17 protein-coding genes are annotated in these 16,635 nt (G+C 27.5%); 6 read left to right on the top strand and 11 right to left on the bottom strand.

What is annotated here, in order from left to right; translation table 11 throughout:
• Positions 1–25 precede the first annotated feature (25 nt).
• Positions 26–1,576, bottom strand: a complete 1,551-nt coding sequence (gene adh / locus ABXT56_RS01840) for an aldehyde dehydrogenase (protein ID WP_415301367.1) — start codon at positions 1,574–1,576, stop codon at positions 26–28.
• A gap of 298 nt (positions 1,577–1,874) precedes the next feature.
• Here adh and ABXT56_RS01835 point away from each other — a divergent pair, with 298 nt between their 5' ends.
• On the top strand, positions 1,875–2,120 hold the full coding sequence (locus ABXT56_RS01835) for a DUF1244 domain-containing protein (protein ID WP_415300736.1): 246 nt from the start codon (positions 1,875–1,877) through the stop codon (positions 2,118–2,120).
• A gap of 156 nt (positions 2,121–2,276) precedes the next feature.
• Here the strand turns inward: ABXT56_RS01835 and ABXT56_RS01830 are convergent, their stop codons facing one another.
• Genes ABXT56_RS01830 through ABXT56_RS01810 form a run of 5 tightly spaced genes read right to left on the bottom strand, consistent with a single transcriptional unit; the run spans position 2,277 to position 7,391 of the window.
• Positions 2,277–3,671, bottom strand: coding sequence for an FAD-dependent oxidoreductase (locus tag ABXT56_RS01830; protein WP_415300735.1), 1,395 nt, complete (start codon positions 3,669–3,671; stop codon positions 2,277–2,279).
• A gap of 59 nt (positions 3,672–3,730) precedes the next feature.
• Positions 3,731–4,867 carry a DegT/DnrJ/EryC1/StrS family aminotransferase gene (locus ABXT56_RS01825; RefSeq protein WP_415300733.1) on the bottom strand — a complete coding sequence of 379 codons (1,137 nt, stop codon included), beginning with the start codon at positions 4,865–4,867 and terminating at the stop codon, positions 3,731–3,733.
• Positions 4,868–4,878: 11 nt separating this feature from the next.
• Positions 4,879–6,069, bottom strand: coding sequence for a class I SAM-dependent methyltransferase (locus ABXT56_RS01820; RefSeq protein WP_415300732.1), 1,191 nt, complete (start codon positions 6,067–6,069; stop codon positions 4,879–4,881).
• A complete protein-coding gene (locus ABXT56_RS01815; RefSeq protein WP_415300730.1) occupies positions 6,059–6,994 on the bottom strand; it encodes an SDR family oxidoreductase in 936 nt (311 codons plus the stop codon). Before ABXT56_RS01815 ends, ABXT56_RS01820 begins: the two co-directional genes overlap by 11 nt.
• Positions 6,995–6,998: 4 nt before the next feature.
• Positions 6,999–7,391 (bottom strand): sugar 3,4-ketoisomerase, encoded by a 393-nt coding sequence (locus ABXT56_RS01810; protein WP_415300728.1) that lies wholly within the window; start codon positions 7,389–7,391, stop codon positions 6,999–7,001.
• Positions 7,392–7,477: 86 nt separating this feature from the next.
• On the opposite strand from ABXT56_RS01810, the gene ABXT56_RS01805 reads away from it, so the two are divergent.
• Positions 7,478–8,896, top strand: a complete 1,419-nt coding sequence (locus ABXT56_RS01805; protein ID WP_415300726.1) for a hypothetical protein — start codon at positions 7,478–7,480, stop codon at positions 8,894–8,896.
• Positions 8,897–8,898: 2 nt separating this feature from the next.
• Positions 8,899–9,576: a sugar nucleotide-binding protein gene (locus ABXT56_RS01800; protein WP_415300724.1), complete on the top strand. Its 678-nt coding sequence runs from the start codon at positions 8,899–8,901 to the stop codon at positions 9,574–9,576.
• Positions 9,577–9,616: 40 nt separating this feature from the next.
• Here ABXT56_RS01800 and ABXT56_RS01795 read toward each other — a convergent pair whose 3' ends face one another.
• Together ABXT56_RS01795 and ABXT56_RS01790 are read right to left on the bottom strand one after the other, a co-directional pair.
• On the bottom strand, positions 9,617–10,333 hold the full coding sequence (locus tag ABXT56_RS01795; protein WP_415300722.1) for a class I SAM-dependent methyltransferase: 717 nt from the start codon (positions 10,331–10,333) through the stop codon (positions 9,617–9,619).
• A 15-nt stretch (positions 10,334–10,348) separates the two neighbouring features.
• Entirely contained in the window at positions 10,349–10,849 is a 501-nt protein-coding gene (locus tag ABXT56_RS01790) for a molybdenum cofactor synthesis domain-containing protein (protein WP_415300720.1), read from the bottom strand.
• An 18-nt stretch (positions 10,850–10,867) separates the two neighbouring features.
• Between ABXT56_RS01790 and ABXT56_RS01785 the strand changes: the two genes are divergently transcribed.
• Positions 10,868–11,614, top strand: a complete 747-nt coding sequence (locus tag ABXT56_RS01785; RefSeq protein ID WP_415300719.1) for a sulfite exporter TauE/SafE family protein — start codon at positions 10,868–10,870, stop codon at positions 11,612–11,614.
• A gap of 121 nt (positions 11,615–11,735) precedes the next feature.
• On the opposite strand, the gene ABXT56_RS01780 is transcribed toward ABXT56_RS01785, so the two are convergent.
• From ABXT56_RS01780 to ABXT56_RS01770, 3 genes are read right to left on the bottom strand one after another with little or no spacing between them, the layout of a single operon-like run.
• Positions 11,736–12,347, bottom strand: coding sequence for a DUF3726 domain-containing protein (locus tag ABXT56_RS01780; RefSeq protein ID WP_415300717.1), 612 nt, complete (start codon positions 12,345–12,347; stop codon positions 11,736–11,738).
• A 5-nt stretch (positions 12,348–12,352) separates the two neighbouring features.
• Positions 12,353–14,005, bottom strand: coding sequence for a hypothetical protein (locus ABXT56_RS01775; protein WP_415300715.1), 1,653 nt, complete (start codon positions 14,003–14,005; stop codon positions 12,353–12,355).
• On the bottom strand, positions 14,002–14,973 hold the full coding sequence (locus tag ABXT56_RS01770; protein ID WP_415300714.1) for a membrane dipeptidase: 972 nt from the start codon (positions 14,971–14,973) through the stop codon (positions 14,002–14,004). Before ABXT56_RS01770 ends, ABXT56_RS01775 begins: the two co-directional genes overlap by 4 nt.
• A gap of 113 nt (positions 14,974–15,086) precedes the next feature.
• Here ABXT56_RS01770 and purE point away from each other — a divergent pair, with 113 nt between their 5' ends.
• Complete coding sequence (purE, locus tag ABXT56_RS01765) at positions 15,087–15,578, top strand: 5-(carboxyamino)imidazole ribonucleotide mutase (protein WP_415300712.1); 492 nt, start codon at positions 15,087–15,089, stop codon at positions 15,576–15,578.
• 9 nt (positions 15,579–15,587) lie between these two features.
• The gene (locus tag ABXT56_RS01760) at positions 15,588–16,634 is read left to right on the top strand and encodes a 5-(carboxyamino)imidazole ribonucleotide synthase (RefSeq protein ID WP_415300710.1); all 1,047 of its coding nucleotides are present in this window, start codon (positions 15,588–15,590) and stop codon (positions 16,632–16,634) included.
• The last annotated feature ends 1 nt before the right edge of the window (position 16,635 follow it).

Genomic DNA, 16,635 nt, shown 5'->3' with positions numbered 1-16,635 from the left:
AATACAGACCACTATAATATATCCCTTAAAAGAAGCCTAATTTTTTCTCACTGTAAGACACGTGTAAATTTTTCACCTGTCTATAATGATTAAGCATCATTTTATGTGTTTCTCTGCCGATTCCAGATTGTTTGTAACCGCCAAAAGCAGCATGAGCTGGGTAGGCATGGTAACAGTTAGTCCAAACTCTACCTGCTTGGATTCCTCTTCCCATTCTATAAGCAACATTTCCGTTTCTAGTCCAAACACCTGCTCCTAAACCATAAAGAGTATCATTGGCAATTTCTAATGCATGAGCCTCATCTTTAAATTTAGTAACAGATACTACTGGTCCAAAAATTTCTTCCTGGAAAACTCTCATAGAGTTATTACCTTCAAAAATAGTAGGTTGGATGTAATTTCCTTTTTCCAGACCACTGTTTAAGTTAGCAACCTCACCACCACATAGAACTTTGGCACCTTCTTTTTTACCTAAATCTAAGTAAGATTTTATTTTTTCCATTTGCTCTAATGATACCTGAGCACCAATCATAGTTTCCATTTTTAACGGATTGTCTTGCTTAACAGCTTTTGTTCTAGCAATAGCTCTTTCCATGAATTTATCATAGATAGATTCTTGGATTAATACCCTGCTAGGACAAGTACAAACTTCACCCTGATTAAGAGTAAACATCGCAAAACCTTCAAGACATTTATCAAAGAAATCATCATCTTGGTCCATGACATCCTCAAAGAAAACATTTGGAGATTTTCCACCTAATTCTAAAGTTATTGGAATTAAGTTTTGTGATGCATATTGCATGATCAAACGTCCAGTTGTTGTTTCACCAGTAAAAGCAATCTTTCTGATTCTTTTAGATGAAGCTAATGGTTTACCTGCTTCAAGACCAAAACCACTTACAACATTAACAACTCCTGGGGGTAATAAGTCTCCAATAAGCTCCATTAATAGTAAGATAGATGCTGGTGTTTGCTCAGCTGGTTTTAAAACTACACAGTTACCTGCAGCAAGTGCTGGTGCAAGTTTCCATGTTGCCATTAATAATGGAAAGTTCCATGGTATAATCTGTCCAACTACACCAAGTGGTTCAGGTATGTGATAAGAATATTCACTATTACTTATCTCTGAAACAGAACCTTCTTCTGCTCTAATTACTCCAGCAAAATATCTCCAATGATCAACAACTAATGGTAAATCAGCTGCCATACATTCCCTAATTGGTTTTCCATTATCTAAACATTCAGCCGTAGCTAATAGTTCTAAGTTCTTTTCAATAACATCAGCTATTTTAAGCAGCATGTTTGATCTTTCAGTTATTGACGTAACCCCCCAAGTAGGAAATGCAGCGTGTGCAGCATCCAAAGCAAAATCAACATCTTTTGCATCTGATCTTGGAACAGAACATATAACCTCATTATTGATTGGACTTACGTTGTCAAAATATTTACCTGACTTTGGTTCAACAAATTTTCCTCCTATAAAATTTCCATATTTTTCTTTAAATGGAAATTTTACTTTTAAGTGAGACGTATCTAGTAATGGAGATCGTCCACTTTTTACTGTTTCTGTACTCATTTTTTTCCTCTCTCTTTTATTTATATTTTTAAGCTTATTTTTTTTGATTGGTTTGTGTAACTTCTTTTTAGTCACACCCATTTTAACCTTTTTGATAATTTTAGATTTTTTATTAATCTTAGGTTTTGACTTTTTGACTGTTTTTTTTCTTTTACCAGCCATCTTTTTTTTAATAGCCATAAGTATATTTAAACAAAAAAAAATAATAACTTCTATTTATAAAATATAAATCTTTCTACTTAAGATTGTATATACCCTACATCTTGTGCTTAATTGAAATGTGTCTAATAATTTGACTATGAATAAAAATATAAAAGAAGAATTACAGTCTGCTACATTTGAAAGATTACTTAAACATTTAAACGAGCGAAAAGATGTACAAAATATAGATATTATGAACCTTGCTGGTTTTTGTAGAAACTGTTTATCAAAATGGTACCGCGAAGAAGCTGGAAAAAAAGGAATTGAAATATCTGATTCTGAAGCACGAGAACATGTTTATGGAATGCCTTACCCTGAGTGGAAAGAAAAATACCAAAAATAATAATTGATTTATTTTGTAGTAAAATTTAATTAATATATGTTTTCTATTAACATTTATTGTAAATGGAAAATCAATTACTTTTACTTTTTTGGAAAGTGGTTTAAGTTTTTTTGCTAACTTATCCAGTTTCTACTCATATTATTTAAAACAGATTTACTAATTGTCTTTTAGATTACTATTTACAATTTTATCAGCAGCATCAAATCCGAGTCTTACCATTTGATCAATGTCCCCATAATAGAACTGTCCTTGCCTTCCGATAGAAGAAAATTTTTTTATTTTTGAAAAATATTCATTTGTTTTGTTTAAATATTTTTCATAATCTTTTCTATATATTGGATAAACACTTGGTACTTTGATAACCTTAAAATCCTCAATGTCCTCTTTTTTTATTATCTTATCTTTTTCAATTGATGTTATACATAATTCATAAATTTCATCTTTTGATAAATTCCATAACTCTGAGCCTTTCAAACATGAAATTTCTACACTCAAAATATTCTCATTAGATGGAGATGACTCATTACTAAAATTATTCATTTCAGATATTCGATTATAAGGTCTATCTATATAATAACAGTATTGGCAGTTAATAACATTTTTTTTCTTAGTAATTAAATAAACAAGAATTAACGATAGATATTCTAATTTTGACGAGTCGTTTAATATTTGTGACTCTGGTTTTGGATTAAATTTTGGAAAAATTGTATTAATTGGAATTGTAGAAATCAAATAATCAGACTTAAATGATTTATTTTCGGTTTTGATAGTAAATAATTTTTTATCATTAACCTCTATTTCTTTAACTTCTTCATTAAAATAAATTTCCATATTATTTTCTTTTATCTTTTTAGCTATTCGCTCACCTATTTCACCAAACCCTTTTTTGGGATAATAACTTGGAAGACTATCTCTCTGAACTAATGATAGTTTTCCCGGTTCTCTCTTAGATAGTTCTAAATATTTACTTATTAATAAATGTTTTAAAGTTTTAGCAAAATCCATCTTTCTACTAGATGGAATAACTCTATGAGATAATTCACTTGTGGGTATTTTCCAAAACTGCTCCGTATATGGTTTAAAAAAATTTAAAAAAAGATATTTACCAAAATTATTAATTGCCCAATCTTCAATCGTTAACGGTTTATTTTTATCTTCTTTAACAAATATATTTTTAATATAGGATTTTGCAAAACTTAGAAAACTTAAAAATGGAGAAAGTATTCCCATTTGAAATAAAACACTTTTTGCAGATAAAGGGTAATCTACATATCTGTTACGAAACCACATTTTTACAGTTCTCTTCGAAAAAGGCATTGCGCTTTCCTCACCTTTAAAAAGACTCATTACTGACTCAAAAACTTCTTTGTCTTCACTAAAAAATGAGTGTGGCCCGATATCAAAATAATAATTATCTATTTTAATTGATTTTGCCAATCCTCCAACTCTGTCATCTGCCTCAATTATTTTTACTTTAAAGCCTTTATTGATTAACCTCCAAGCAACACTTAGACCTGAAATACCACCGCCAATAATAATTACTTCTTTCATAATATTTAATTTTTAAAGAGACAATATATAGTGAAAAATTAATTAAAGAATAGTTATTATTACCACTTATTATTATAAAGGATTTTATTTAAAGTATTAACAATTTTATTCATTTCACTTATTTTTAAATTTGGGTAGAGAGGTAAGCAAAATATACCTTTGGACTTAAGGATGGTATTTTTCAGTGATTTATTATTATCTTTTACAATTTTTTTATAGGCTTTCATTAAATGAACAGGAAAAGGATAGATTTTTCTTAATTGAATTTTTTTTGACATCATTTTTTTTATAATTTCATTTCCTTTTGGATGATAAATAGTAAATAAATGATAAACATGACTTCTATTCTTAGTTTCATTAGGAAGAATTAAAGATGTTTCTTTTAAATGATTGATATAAAATTTTGCTATGTTTTTTCTTTTTTTTATATCATTACTTGTATTCTTTAACTTGATATTTAAAATTGTTGCTTGAATCTCATCCAATCTTGAATTTATTCCATTTTCATTTGCATAATAATTATTAAAAAATCTATTTTTTTTGTCTATTGTTTCGATACCATAAAATCTTAATCTTTTTATTTTTTTATAAAAATTTAATTCTTTAATTAATACAAAACCACCATCACCATAAGCGCCTAAAATCTTAGTTGGATAAAATGAAAAACATCCTGCATCTCCTAATGTTCCAACAAATTTTCCTTTATATTTTGCACCTTGAGCTTGCGCACAATCTTCAATAACTTTAAGATTATATTTTTTTGCAATCTTATTTATCTTATCCATGTCGCAAGATTGGCCGTACAAATGAACTGGTATTATTGCTTTAGTTCTTTTATTGATTAACTTTTCAATTTTACTTACATCAATTAAATAATCGTCACCTATATCTACAAATCTAGCTCTTGCACCAACATTAGTTATTGCAGAAACTGTTGGAATTGCTGTATTTGAAACAGTAATAACCTCATCACCTCTACTAATATTAAAAACTTTAAGAGCTATAATTAAAGCGTCTGTTCCACTACCAACGGCAGCTCCGTAACTTCCATTATTTTCTCTAATAAAATTCTTTTCAAAACTTTTAAGTTGTTTGCCAAAAAAAATAGCTCCTTTTTTTATTGTTGAATCTATCGATTTTAACAATCGTTTTCTAGTATTCTTATATTCAGTTTGATATGACCAAAATTTAATCATTTAATAAATTTTTATAGATTAACATGGGAAAACCACTCCCCTAAAAACATATTTTCTTTTTTAAGAATTTCATCTTTATGATTCCAACCAAAAAGATAAGTTGCATCAGGTAAATTATTGTGAAAATGGTCCATATTAACAATTGGTATATGCATCCCAGGGCTGTATTTTCCAATTTTCTCTGGTGTTGTATCACAAATAAAATCAATGACTGTATTGTCTATTTTGCAGTAGTTAAGTACTGTTGTACTTTTAGACGTTGCCGCATATCCACAAATTTTTTTCCCATCAGATTTTAATTTTTTTAATTTTTTAATTATATTTATTTTGGAAGACTCACAATTATTTTTGAAATTCAAACATGACTCTAGTGAATCTATTTTATTTAATCTTTCATTTTCTAGAAATATTTTTAAATTATCTGATTTTTTTGAAATATTTTTTCTTTTAATTATGTACCTTAGAGATCCACCATGCGTTACTTGAGGTACAACATTTATAAGCTCAAAGTCATATAATCTGAATATCTTATCAATAGAAGAGGCTGAAAACATATAAATATGTTCATCATAAATTTGATCATAAGAGGTTTTTTCTAACATAGATCCTAAATAAGGTTCTTCAAAAATAAAAGTTCCATTTTTGCTTAATAAAAGATCTACAGACTTGATTAGATTGTCTAAATCTGGAATATGACATATGCAGTTTGAGGCAAAAATAGCGTCAGTTTTTCCTAAAAAATTTTTTAACTTAGAAACATTTTCTATATTAAAAAATTCATTTAAAGTTGGAATACCTTCGCTGGCTGATTTTTGTGCAACATTTTTAGATGGTTCAACTCCTAAAATGTCATTTTTATTTTCAATGAAATTTTTTAATAGCGTTCCATCATTTGAACCAATTTCAATTATTTTAGAGCCTGTAGTCAAAAAATTTTTTTTAATAAAGTCAGAAAAATTTTTGAAATGGTTTTTCATATACTCTGAGCTTCCTGTATAAAATGGATATTGAGCATTAAACATTGACTCTGGTTTAGGATGATCATTTAATTGAAATAAAGATAATTCATCTGAAAAACCAACTTCCATTTTGAAAAAAAATTCACTTTTAAAATCTTCTTTTTTTATAAAACCATTTGCTATTGGCATATCTCCAAAACTCATGAAAGGCTCTATTTTTTTATTAGTTATTTTACATTTCATAATTTTTTATATTTTTAAATAAATTTAGTGTATCTTTAATATCTTTATTAATATCAGTTTTTAAAACTAGTCCTGATTTTTTTAGTTTTAATGGACTAACGTGGTAAGTTAGCTGATTCATAATAGGTGACTTTGTATATTGAATTTTTGCATTTTTTTTATATGTTTTAATTCTATCAATAATTTGTTTAACAGTAAAATTTCCTGATAGAGCATTAAACGTTTCATTTTTGAAGAAACTATTTTCTATACAAAATTTAAAAACTTTAAATGAGTCTCTTAGAGAAAGGTATGGACGATATTGATTGTAAGCAGTTTGATAAACTGTAATACTTTTATTTAATGCAGCATTTAAACAAAATTTATTTATTGCTGTGTGAAATCGCATTCCCTTTGATACTCCAGCAATAGTTCCAAATCTAAATGAATTAAATTTTATTTTATTTGTATTTTTTGATAAAAGTTTTTCTTCAATTAGTTTTATATCTGCATAGGGTGATTGGGGATTAAGTAGGTGATGATCATTTTCACTAACAATATTTGCTTGTTTACCATATACACTGGTTGTTGAAATATGAATTAATTTAGTTTTATTTTTTATACAATAATCGAGCACAGTTTTCATGCATCCAAGATTATTTTTATACATAAATTTTTTAATACCAAAACTATTTGCAGCATCAGTAATTGAGGCGCAGTGAATAATAATATCTATATTCTTAAAATTTGATAATGAATTTTTGATTGATAAATCTTTTTGATAAAAACTAAAAGTGGGTTTTTTTTTTAATTTAAAAAGAGAGTTAAATTTATTTGTTTTCATATTATCAATCAATATCGCTTTCTTTACTTTTTTAATTTTATAGAGATTTTCTACTAAGAATGATCCAATATGACCGCAAGCGCCCGTAATAATAATTTTCATATTTCTATTTTTTTATGATTTTTAAAAAATCTTTATATTTTTCTATATAGTCATCAAATCGGTACTCTTGATCACAAAAAACCATTAGTATTGAATTATTTGTTAAAAACTTAAGCTTACACCATGTCTTTGGTTTCACTAAGTGTCCCTTTTTAAATTTATGATCCAAAATTTTGGTAACTTTTTTTTGTTTATTCTCAAATGAAACTTCTATTCTACCTGACACTGGAACTAATAATTGAGAGCATTTTTTATGAGCATGATTACCTCTCATGAAGCTTTTATTTCCATAAATCAAAAACATTCTTTTTACCTTAAATGGCATATCCTTAATAATAGAAAATGGCACTAAAGTTCCACTTTTTTTTTTGTATGATTTAAATTTGGTAATTTTCATAATTTCAATTTTTAAAATTTATTTTAAAATATTTATAAATATTTTTTTCATAAATGATATAATGTAAATGTAATAATTTATTAAAAATGATCAATCATAAGATATTTTCTAAGCTTTCAATTAATATTCTAATAATTTTATCTTTTTTAGCATCTATTTCTCTAAGTTTTAACTACCTATCAAAATATGATCGACTTATAAAAGCTGAAAATTCAGAAGAACTTATCCATCCGATGCTCAAAAGTGCTGTTGGAAACCATTGGGGTGAGGCAGCACAGATTTTAAATGATATTAAAAATAAAAAAAATTTTTTTGAATATGGAAAAGAGTATGATGAGTTTTTACCACAAAGAGTTTTAGCATTATATTACTACATAATAGATGAGCCTATTTACGATGAAAATAGAAATTTTGAAATTAACAATGGCAAATTTTTATATTTAATTCTTAAAACTTTATTATTTTATTTGGCTTTAACTTACTTTGCCCATAAAATTATTAAAATTTTACCAATTAAAAATTGTTTTTTTATAGTATTGTTTCTTGGGCTAGAGCCTACTATTTTTCAATTTCACTCTTCATTTTGGAATGAGTCTTTATTCTTCACTTTTCAGCTACTGTTATTTTCATATCTAGTCTCTGCATCACCTAACCTATCTTCAAATTTTTTGATGGGAATAATTCTGGGCACAATGTATATGATTAGCCAAGAAAGTTTTTATTTATTTATACCAATCATTTTTTTTCAACTATTAACCTTTAAAAGAAAATCTCCTAAAATAATTGGTTCATGCCTTTTGGGTTTTGCTTTTATTTTATCTACAATCACTTTCCACAATTATAAAAGAACAAATAATATTTTTTTTATGGGTGATGGTGTTAAAAGTGCACTATACCTTTATATTGCACCAAAGATTTTATCGATGAGTAAAAAAACGTCTATTGTTGAAGCTAAATCAGAAATGAATTTAAAAAAATTAAATTGGATAAAAAAAAATAATATAAATGCTTCTTTTGAAAAAAAAGATTTTTGGGATCTTGGGACTGTTAATAACGAAGATGATAGATTAAAATATTATAACTATCTTCAATATTCAGCTCTTAATATAATTATTAAAAATCCAATAGAAACTACTAAATTTATAATTAAAAAAAATTTACATACACTTGTATTAAATCCTTTTTTTGTGAAAAATTATCACAAATTTGACTCTGTTAGAGGTGAAAAAGCTTATTACAAGAGTGAAACTCATACTAATGAAATCCCTTATAGAATCGTCTATACAGCTATTCTTTATATTGTCATTTTGATAGGTGTTTTCTTTTCTTGGAAAAATTTAAATAAAGTTCTTATTTTTTCAATAATAATGCTAGCTTTATATCCAGTCTTTATTCTTGGGTGGATGGGTGCAAATAGATATTTTGTGCCATCTCTTATTTATTTATCTTTTTTCTTTGGCAATGGTGTGGCATGTATTTTAAATAAAGAAATTTTAAAAAAATAAATATGAATAAAAAAGTTATATTTACTGGTGGCTCAGGTAGATTTGCATTAAGTTTAAAAAAAATTAACACTACTTACAAATTTTATTACCCAACGAGTAAAGAGCTAAATATACTAAATATAAAATCTATTGAAAAATATATTAAAAAGATAAAACCAAAAATTTTTATACATGCTGCTGGATTGTCAAGACCAATGGATGTTCATGATAAAAATATTAGTATGAGTATAAATCTTAATATCATAGGTACTTCTAATGTTACAAAAATATGTGAAAAATATAATATAAAGCTAGTTTACTTCTCAACTTGTTATGTCTATCCAGGTATCAAAGGAGGGTATAATGAAGAAGATCCTTTGCTTCCTATAAATAATTATGCCTGGTCTAAATTAGGTGGCGAGTGTTCAGTTCAAATGTATAGAAATTCTCTGATCTTAAGACTCTCTATGACAGAAAAACCTTTTGTACACGATAAAGCATTTGTTGATTTTTATACAAATTTTATTTTTCATGATGAAGTAGCAAATATGCTAATAAAAATTCTACACAAAAAAGGCATAATTAATATCGGTGGAAAGCCACAGTCCGTTTATGATTTTGCCTCAAAGATAAACAAAAAAGTTAAAAAATCATATGCCAAAAAAGTTTTACCAAAAAACTTTCCAAAAATCCTTCAATGAATATAAGTAAGTTAAAAAAAATATTAAAATAGTTTTGCTTTTAAATAATTTTAATAAGTTCTTCAAATTCTATTATATTCATATATTTTTTATGATTATAAAAAAAATCTTCAAATTTTAATTTAAAAAAAGATTTTTCTTGAATTTTTAAAATATCTCTATTTTTTCTATTAAAGATGACTCCAATACCAAAATCAGCATAACATGTATATGTATCAATGTTTTCTTGGGTTCTACATTCTACTAAGGCTTTCCAAACATCCCCATTCCATGTTATTTGACATCTGGGAACAGCTTGCTCAAAATGATTGTTTGGAAGACAGTCGTGAATCATTATGATCCCACCAGGGTTTAGTATCTTAAGAGAGTTTTCTATGTCCTTTTTTACTTGCGAATAATAATGAAGACCATCTATAAAAATACAATCAAATTTATCTTTATTTTCCTTAAAAAAACTATCACTAGTTTTTCGTATTGTTCCTCCTGAAACAGGATCTACACCAACTTTTGCTTCACATTTGACAGCTTGATATAGTTCATCGTGAAAAGTTCCTATTTCTAGATAAGATTTGTATCCTTTAAGGTTAATTATTTCCTGAACAATAGATTGTCTTTTTGGTTTTTGCGAAAAATCAAATCCAATATTTCCTAATTTTTTATCTTTAAAGCTTTTTTCTATAAAAAAATTAAGTTTTAAAATATTTCTGCTTCCCTGAAGTCGAATATATTTTTTTTTAATAAAATTATAAATATTCATATAAATTTACATATATCATTTTTCTTTAAGTCTTGGAAACAATTCAACAAAATTACAAGGTTTATGATTAATATCTAGCTGATGTTTTAAAATTCCATCCCAAGCATCAGTCACTCCCCCAGAGGAACCAGGTAGCGCAAAAATATATTTACCATTACTTAACACGGCACAAGCTCTAGACTGAATAGCAGAAGTGCCTACTGTTTTAAGACTAAGAGTTCTAAAAACCTCTCCAAAACCAGGTATATATTTATCAGCAATTTCATTAATTGCCTCTGGTGTTATGTCTCTTCCTGTTAAGCCAGTACCACCAGTAGTAATAATTACATCAATATTATCTTGATCAGTCCAATCTTTAAGGATTTGAACAATGTCATCTTTGTTATCTTTACAAATTTTTCTTTTCACTAATTTGTGATTGGCCTCTTCAATTTTTTTTACTAAAATTGATCCCGATTTGTCGTTTTCTAAAGTTCTAGTATCTGTAACAGTTAAAAGTGCTATATTTACAATCATAAATTTAAATTAATTATTGTGTTTATATTATCATTTTTATTTTTCCTAACAGCAACATTATATGCAAGTGTTGGATTTGGAGGTGGGTCAACTTATCTGGCACTTCTATTGATATGGGATGTTCCATATTTCATATTTCCTGTAATTGCTCTTTTTTGCAATATTATTGTCGTTTCTGGAAATTGTTTTAATTATATCAAAGCTGGAAATATTAACTTTAGAGTATTAACCCCCTATTTAGCGTCATCTGTACCTTTGGCGTTTATTGGGGGGTCCCTATCAATAGATAAAGAATTTTTTGAAATTATACTTTTTATTGTCTTAACATTGGCAGGTACTTTATTAATATTAAAATTTAAAAGTTTTGATCAAAGTATAAAGGTTTACAAACAAATCCCTAAAATAATTTCAATTTTAATTGGTGGTTTTATTGGATTTATATCTGGAGTGGTTGGAATTGGTGGTGGCATATTTTTAAGTCCTATATTGCTGTTGGTAAGAGCGGATAGTGCTAAAAATGTTGCAACAGTAGCTTCACTTTTTATACTAATCAATTCTATCTCTGGTCTTGTGGGTCATTTCACAAAAACATCTGTAATAAATGAAATTTACAGTTATTGGCCATTATTCATATTAGTTTTTTTTGGTGGTCAATTAGGAAATTTTTTAAACCTAAAAGTTTTTCCAGTTAAAATATTGGTATTGATAACATCAGTTCTTGTCATATTTGTTGCTTTACGAATGGGGCTGAAGTTGCTTATATAATAAGAGCATTGAGTTAATATATTAAAGATATGAAAACTTTTAGAGCTTTTGGTCCAACTATTGGTAAATGCAAATTATCCAAAAAAATTATTGATAAGTTAAATAAACATAGTTCAAATAATTAATCGTTGTCTGTCAATCCAGCACCAGCACCACTTTGTTTTAAGCTTTCGTTTTCTTCAACAAAAGTTTCTTCAGAAAGTTTATAGAGCTCATTCCATTCTTTTTCCTCAAATGAGTCTTGATTTTCTAGAATCTTTAAGTAAATATTTTCTGCAGATTCAATGATTTCATTTTTTGCATAATTAGAGTAAATATTATTATTAAAGTTAAGTAAAAACTCTCTATCATCTATCTTTAAAAATATTCTTTTGCCAATTACCTCAGATGCCCTACTTATAAATGGTAGAAAAAGTAATGGATAAGAAACTTTTTTAAATGTTATTTCATTTAAATTTTCTAAAGTTCTAATTTGATCTAAACAATTTACACCAGCAATTATTGGACAATACTCATTTTTATTGGCTTCATTATCTTGATTTATAAGACTTATATTTTCTAACCTTAATTTCTTTTTTTTCTTGAAGAAGCTATTCAAATTTTTGATTCCTGCTAAGCTAAATATCTCAAGTAATCTTATATTTTTTGCTACCTCTTCTGCAACACCCCATGAATACCCTGCGGCCTTACTCGATCTTTTAGAAACTGTTTCAATTTCACTTAATGATTTCATTATATTTAATTATAAATCCAGTATTCGTCGTAGTTTTTTAATTCCTCTGGCAAGGGTGCACCTTGAAACATACATATTCTTAACCATTTATCAGAACGAGGGTCAAATTTTAAAGCTCCAAAAAAAGATAACTTTAATCTCAGCATATCAATTGGAACTATTTTTTGGCCTATAGTATTGTCTTGTATTTCAGAATAAGGAAATTTCTCTACAATAAAGGCTCTTCTTACAACATGTCTTAGTTCATTGTTAGTCGATAAAAATCTGGCAATAGTTAAGCTATTTTTAGTTATTGATAATAATTCATAAAGTTTTTTAATATCTCTAGCTATTGCAAGTGGTTGCTCTAAGTCAGCTCCTACTTCGTCAAATCTGTTTGCTAACCTTGGTTCTTCTTTGTTTTTTGAAATAAACCAAAAGTTTAAATTATTCTCATTTTTTGAAAAATCTATAGTTAAAATATCTGGATATTTTTTTTCTAAAATTGTCTTTAAATCTTCTACTGTTCTTTCTGTTGGAATATTGAAATATTTTTCTTCTTCTGAGCTCATTTCTCTAATTAACGGTGAAGTGATGCTATCATAAGGCTCCATCATCATTGATACAACATATTCAATACATTCTTCGCAATATTCTTTTTCTAAATAAAGATACAACTCATTAAAAGCATAATCTTGCTCAAAATTAAAATCGTTATCTAGATAAATAATAAATTTGTTTAGATCTTTTAATAATAATTTTATTTTATTAATTTGATATTCACTTTCTGTATTCCAAGAAGTAACATTTTTTATAGATCTTTTTAAACATTCTAAAAATAATCTTTTATCTTTTTCTAATATTATCTTTATCTCTCGTATTTTTTTAAGTGAAATTTCTCTTGCAGAAATCCAATTATTTAGAAGTGTTGGATGATTAACAATAAACGGTGCCATTCCTAACCCTGTCGAATTTCCTATACCTAAACTTTTACAAATTTTAACATTAAGTTTCACAGCTTTTTTTGGATTCTTACTTTTTGCAACATGATTGACTTGATCAAAGGTAAATTGTCTAACAAAATATACTAGCATCATCTCTAGTCTAAATGGGCCATATATTTCTTTTCTATTTTTAATTCTGAACCTATCAGCTAAACCAAACTTACCTGAACCGTAAACTGCAGTAGTTCTGTATAAATAACCAACACTAGATAACAAATCATTATCAGGTTGTTTGCCTTCGCTAAGACTTTCCACAACATGATTAAAAACTCTAACCGATTTGTTGGCTCTTGAAAGTGTAAGTTCTTTGTATGAAAGTCTTCCAAACTCTTGTTTGGGAACTTCATTTTTTAAACGCTCAATATCTTTCTTTGTTGGCACACCATCAAAAAGAGTGAAAGCAGCATCCCATTTGGTAGCTATTACTCTATCTGACCTTTCTTTTTCATTTAATTCATTCGCATAACAAATTAATGAATAAACTCTTTTTTCTTTTTTAAAAGAATATACTGCCGTTCCATGACCATTTTCATTCAATTCGAATAAATCTCTTTTATAATCCCAGTCTTTAAATTCTTTTAAAAAACTTCTTAAAAAAGACAGTTTAGATTGATGGAAAGATCCCAATCTTGAGAGCTTCATTACAATATTGGGATCCCTTAGTGAAACATTCATCCGTTCATTCTCTTATAAAAATTGTACCAATTATTTCCAAGGATTCCATTAACTTCATTTTCTGAAAAGCCAACTTTTTTTAAACCTTTTTCTAAATTATCAAATCCTCTTGCGTCTAAAAACCAGGTAGGTTGTTTAGGAAATCCAGGTTTACTTTTAGACCCTTCTCCATAATTTTTACTTTTGGTCCAAGTGCCATTACGCATCCACTCTACTATTGTATCTGGTTGATTTAAACAGAGATCTGACCCTATACCTATTTGCTCAGTACCCATAATTTCAGATGTTTTAGCTGTCATTTCACAAAAACTTTCTAATGAACAATCTGTCCCATCTTTTAAATGGTGTGGGTATAAAGACAAACCCAACATTCCTTTCTGTTCAGATAAAATTTTTAACAAATCATTTGATTTATTTCTTTTAGCTGCATGCCAAAATGATGGGTTAGCATGAGTAATTGCAATTGGTTTTTCGCTTATTTCAATTGCGTCTATTGTACTTTTTTCAGCAGAATGTGACATATCTATTACAAGTCCCAGTCTGTTCATTTCTTTAATTACCTCTTTTCCAAAATTAGTAACTCCACTGTCTATAGTTTCATAACAGCCTGTTGCTAATAATGATTGGTTATTATATGTAAGTTGCATAAACCTACAGCCTAAATCATAAACTTTTTCAACCAAACCAATATCATCTTCTATAGGTGAGCAGTTTTGAAAACCAAAAAACACAGCAGTTTTATTTTCTGATTTAGCTTTCTCAATATCCTTAAAGTTTTTGCCATGAAAAATTAAGTCAGAATTATCTGAAAAATGAGACTCCCAGTCTTTTATTACAGCCCTCAGTTCATCAAAATCTTCATGATAAACAATGGTCACGTGTATAGCATCAAGTCCTGCTTCTCTATTTATCTTAAAGATTTCCCTAGACCAGTTACAATATTGTAAATTATCAATTTTAAAATTCATTATGATCTTATTTGTTTTAAGAATACCAATAAGATAGATAAATTCTATTAATTTTATTGAAATTTTAGAGTTAATTTGAAATAACAATTTACGTTAGGATAAAATTACTCCAAATGATCAAAAATAAATCAAAAAAAGTATCAATTGTGATGGGCAGCCAATCTGACTTCAAAACTATGATATATTGTCAAAAAATACTGAAAAAATTAAATATAAACTACGAAACAAAAATTATATCTGCTCATAGAACGCCAGAACGAATGTACCAATATGCTAGAAATGCTGAAAAAAGCAATATTAGTGTTATTATAGCTGGAGCCGGTGGATCTGCACATTTACCTGGCATGATTTCAGCTCTAACTTCCTTGCCTGTGTTAGGTGTTCCAATTGAAAGTAAAAAACTTAAGGGTCTTGATAGTTTATTATCAATTGCTCAAATGCCAAAAGGAATACCTGTAGGAACCCTAGCAATTGGTGACGACGGTGCAATTAATGCCGCTTTATTAGCAGCTTCTATCATAGGAGTCACAGATAAGACTGTAAAAAATAAGTTAAATAAATGGCGTCTTAAACAAAGCAAATCTGTTAAAAAAAAACCAAAATAGTTTTAAAATATGTCTAAACCAATCCTTGGAATTATCGGCGGTGGACAACTAGGCAGTATGCTTGCTATTGCGGCAAATAAGTTGGAAATTAAAACAATTATTTTTTGTGATGATGTTGATGCTCCTGCACAAAATTTTTCTAATGGTTTTGTACACGGGCAATATAATGATCTAACTAAAATTAAAGAATTTGTGAACCAAGTAGATATAATCACATATGAGTTTGAAAATATTCCATACGCAACACTAAATGAAATTAATAAAATAAAACCCGTTTTACCCAAACCTTCAGTAAATAGAATAATTCAACATAGATTGGCAGAAAAAGATTTTATAAATAATCTAAATATAAGAACAACTCAATATGTTTCTATCGAAAAAAAATCTGAAATAGATTCGGTAAAAGATCTTTTGCCTGGCTTGCTTAAAACAGTAACTTTAGGATATGATGGTAAAGGGCAATACCCTATTACCAAATTAAGTAATTTAGAAACTTTTGATATTGATTATTCCAAAGGTTATATTTTAGAAAAACTTGTTAAACTTAAAAAAGAAATTTCTATAGTTGTTACAAGATTTGGCCCTCAACAATATTCAATATATGAACCAATTGAAAATGTTCATGAAGATCAAATTTTAATAAATTCAATAATTCCAGCAAAAATTACTGACAAAATATTTAATCAATCAAAGATATGGTCAACTCAAATTGCAGAAGAATTAAAATATATTGGAACTTTATGTGTTGAATTTTTTATTGATAGAAATGAAAACCTTTATGTTAATGAAATTGCTCCAAGGGTTCATAACTCAGGACATCTAACTATTAATGCTTATAACATAAGTCAATTTGAGAACCACATAAGAGCTGTTTGTAAACTAGAACAAGTCCCACTAAAAAAATTATCAAATGCTAGAATGACAAATATAATCGGTGAACAAATAATAAATTTTAGAAATAAAGAGTACAGCGAAAATGAGTTTTTTTTTGATTATTTAAAAAAAGAAATTAAAGACAAAAGAAAAATGGGTCACTTAACAACTTTAATAAGCTAAA

The organism is Candidatus Pelagibacter sp. Uisw_134_02, from assembly GCF_047720265.1.
Lineage (GTDB): Bacteria > Pseudomonadota > Alphaproteobacteria > Pelagibacterales > Pelagibacteraceae > Pelagibacter.
Note: the sequence above shows the minus strand (reverse complement) of the source record. Positions and strands in the feature narration are given on the sequence as shown.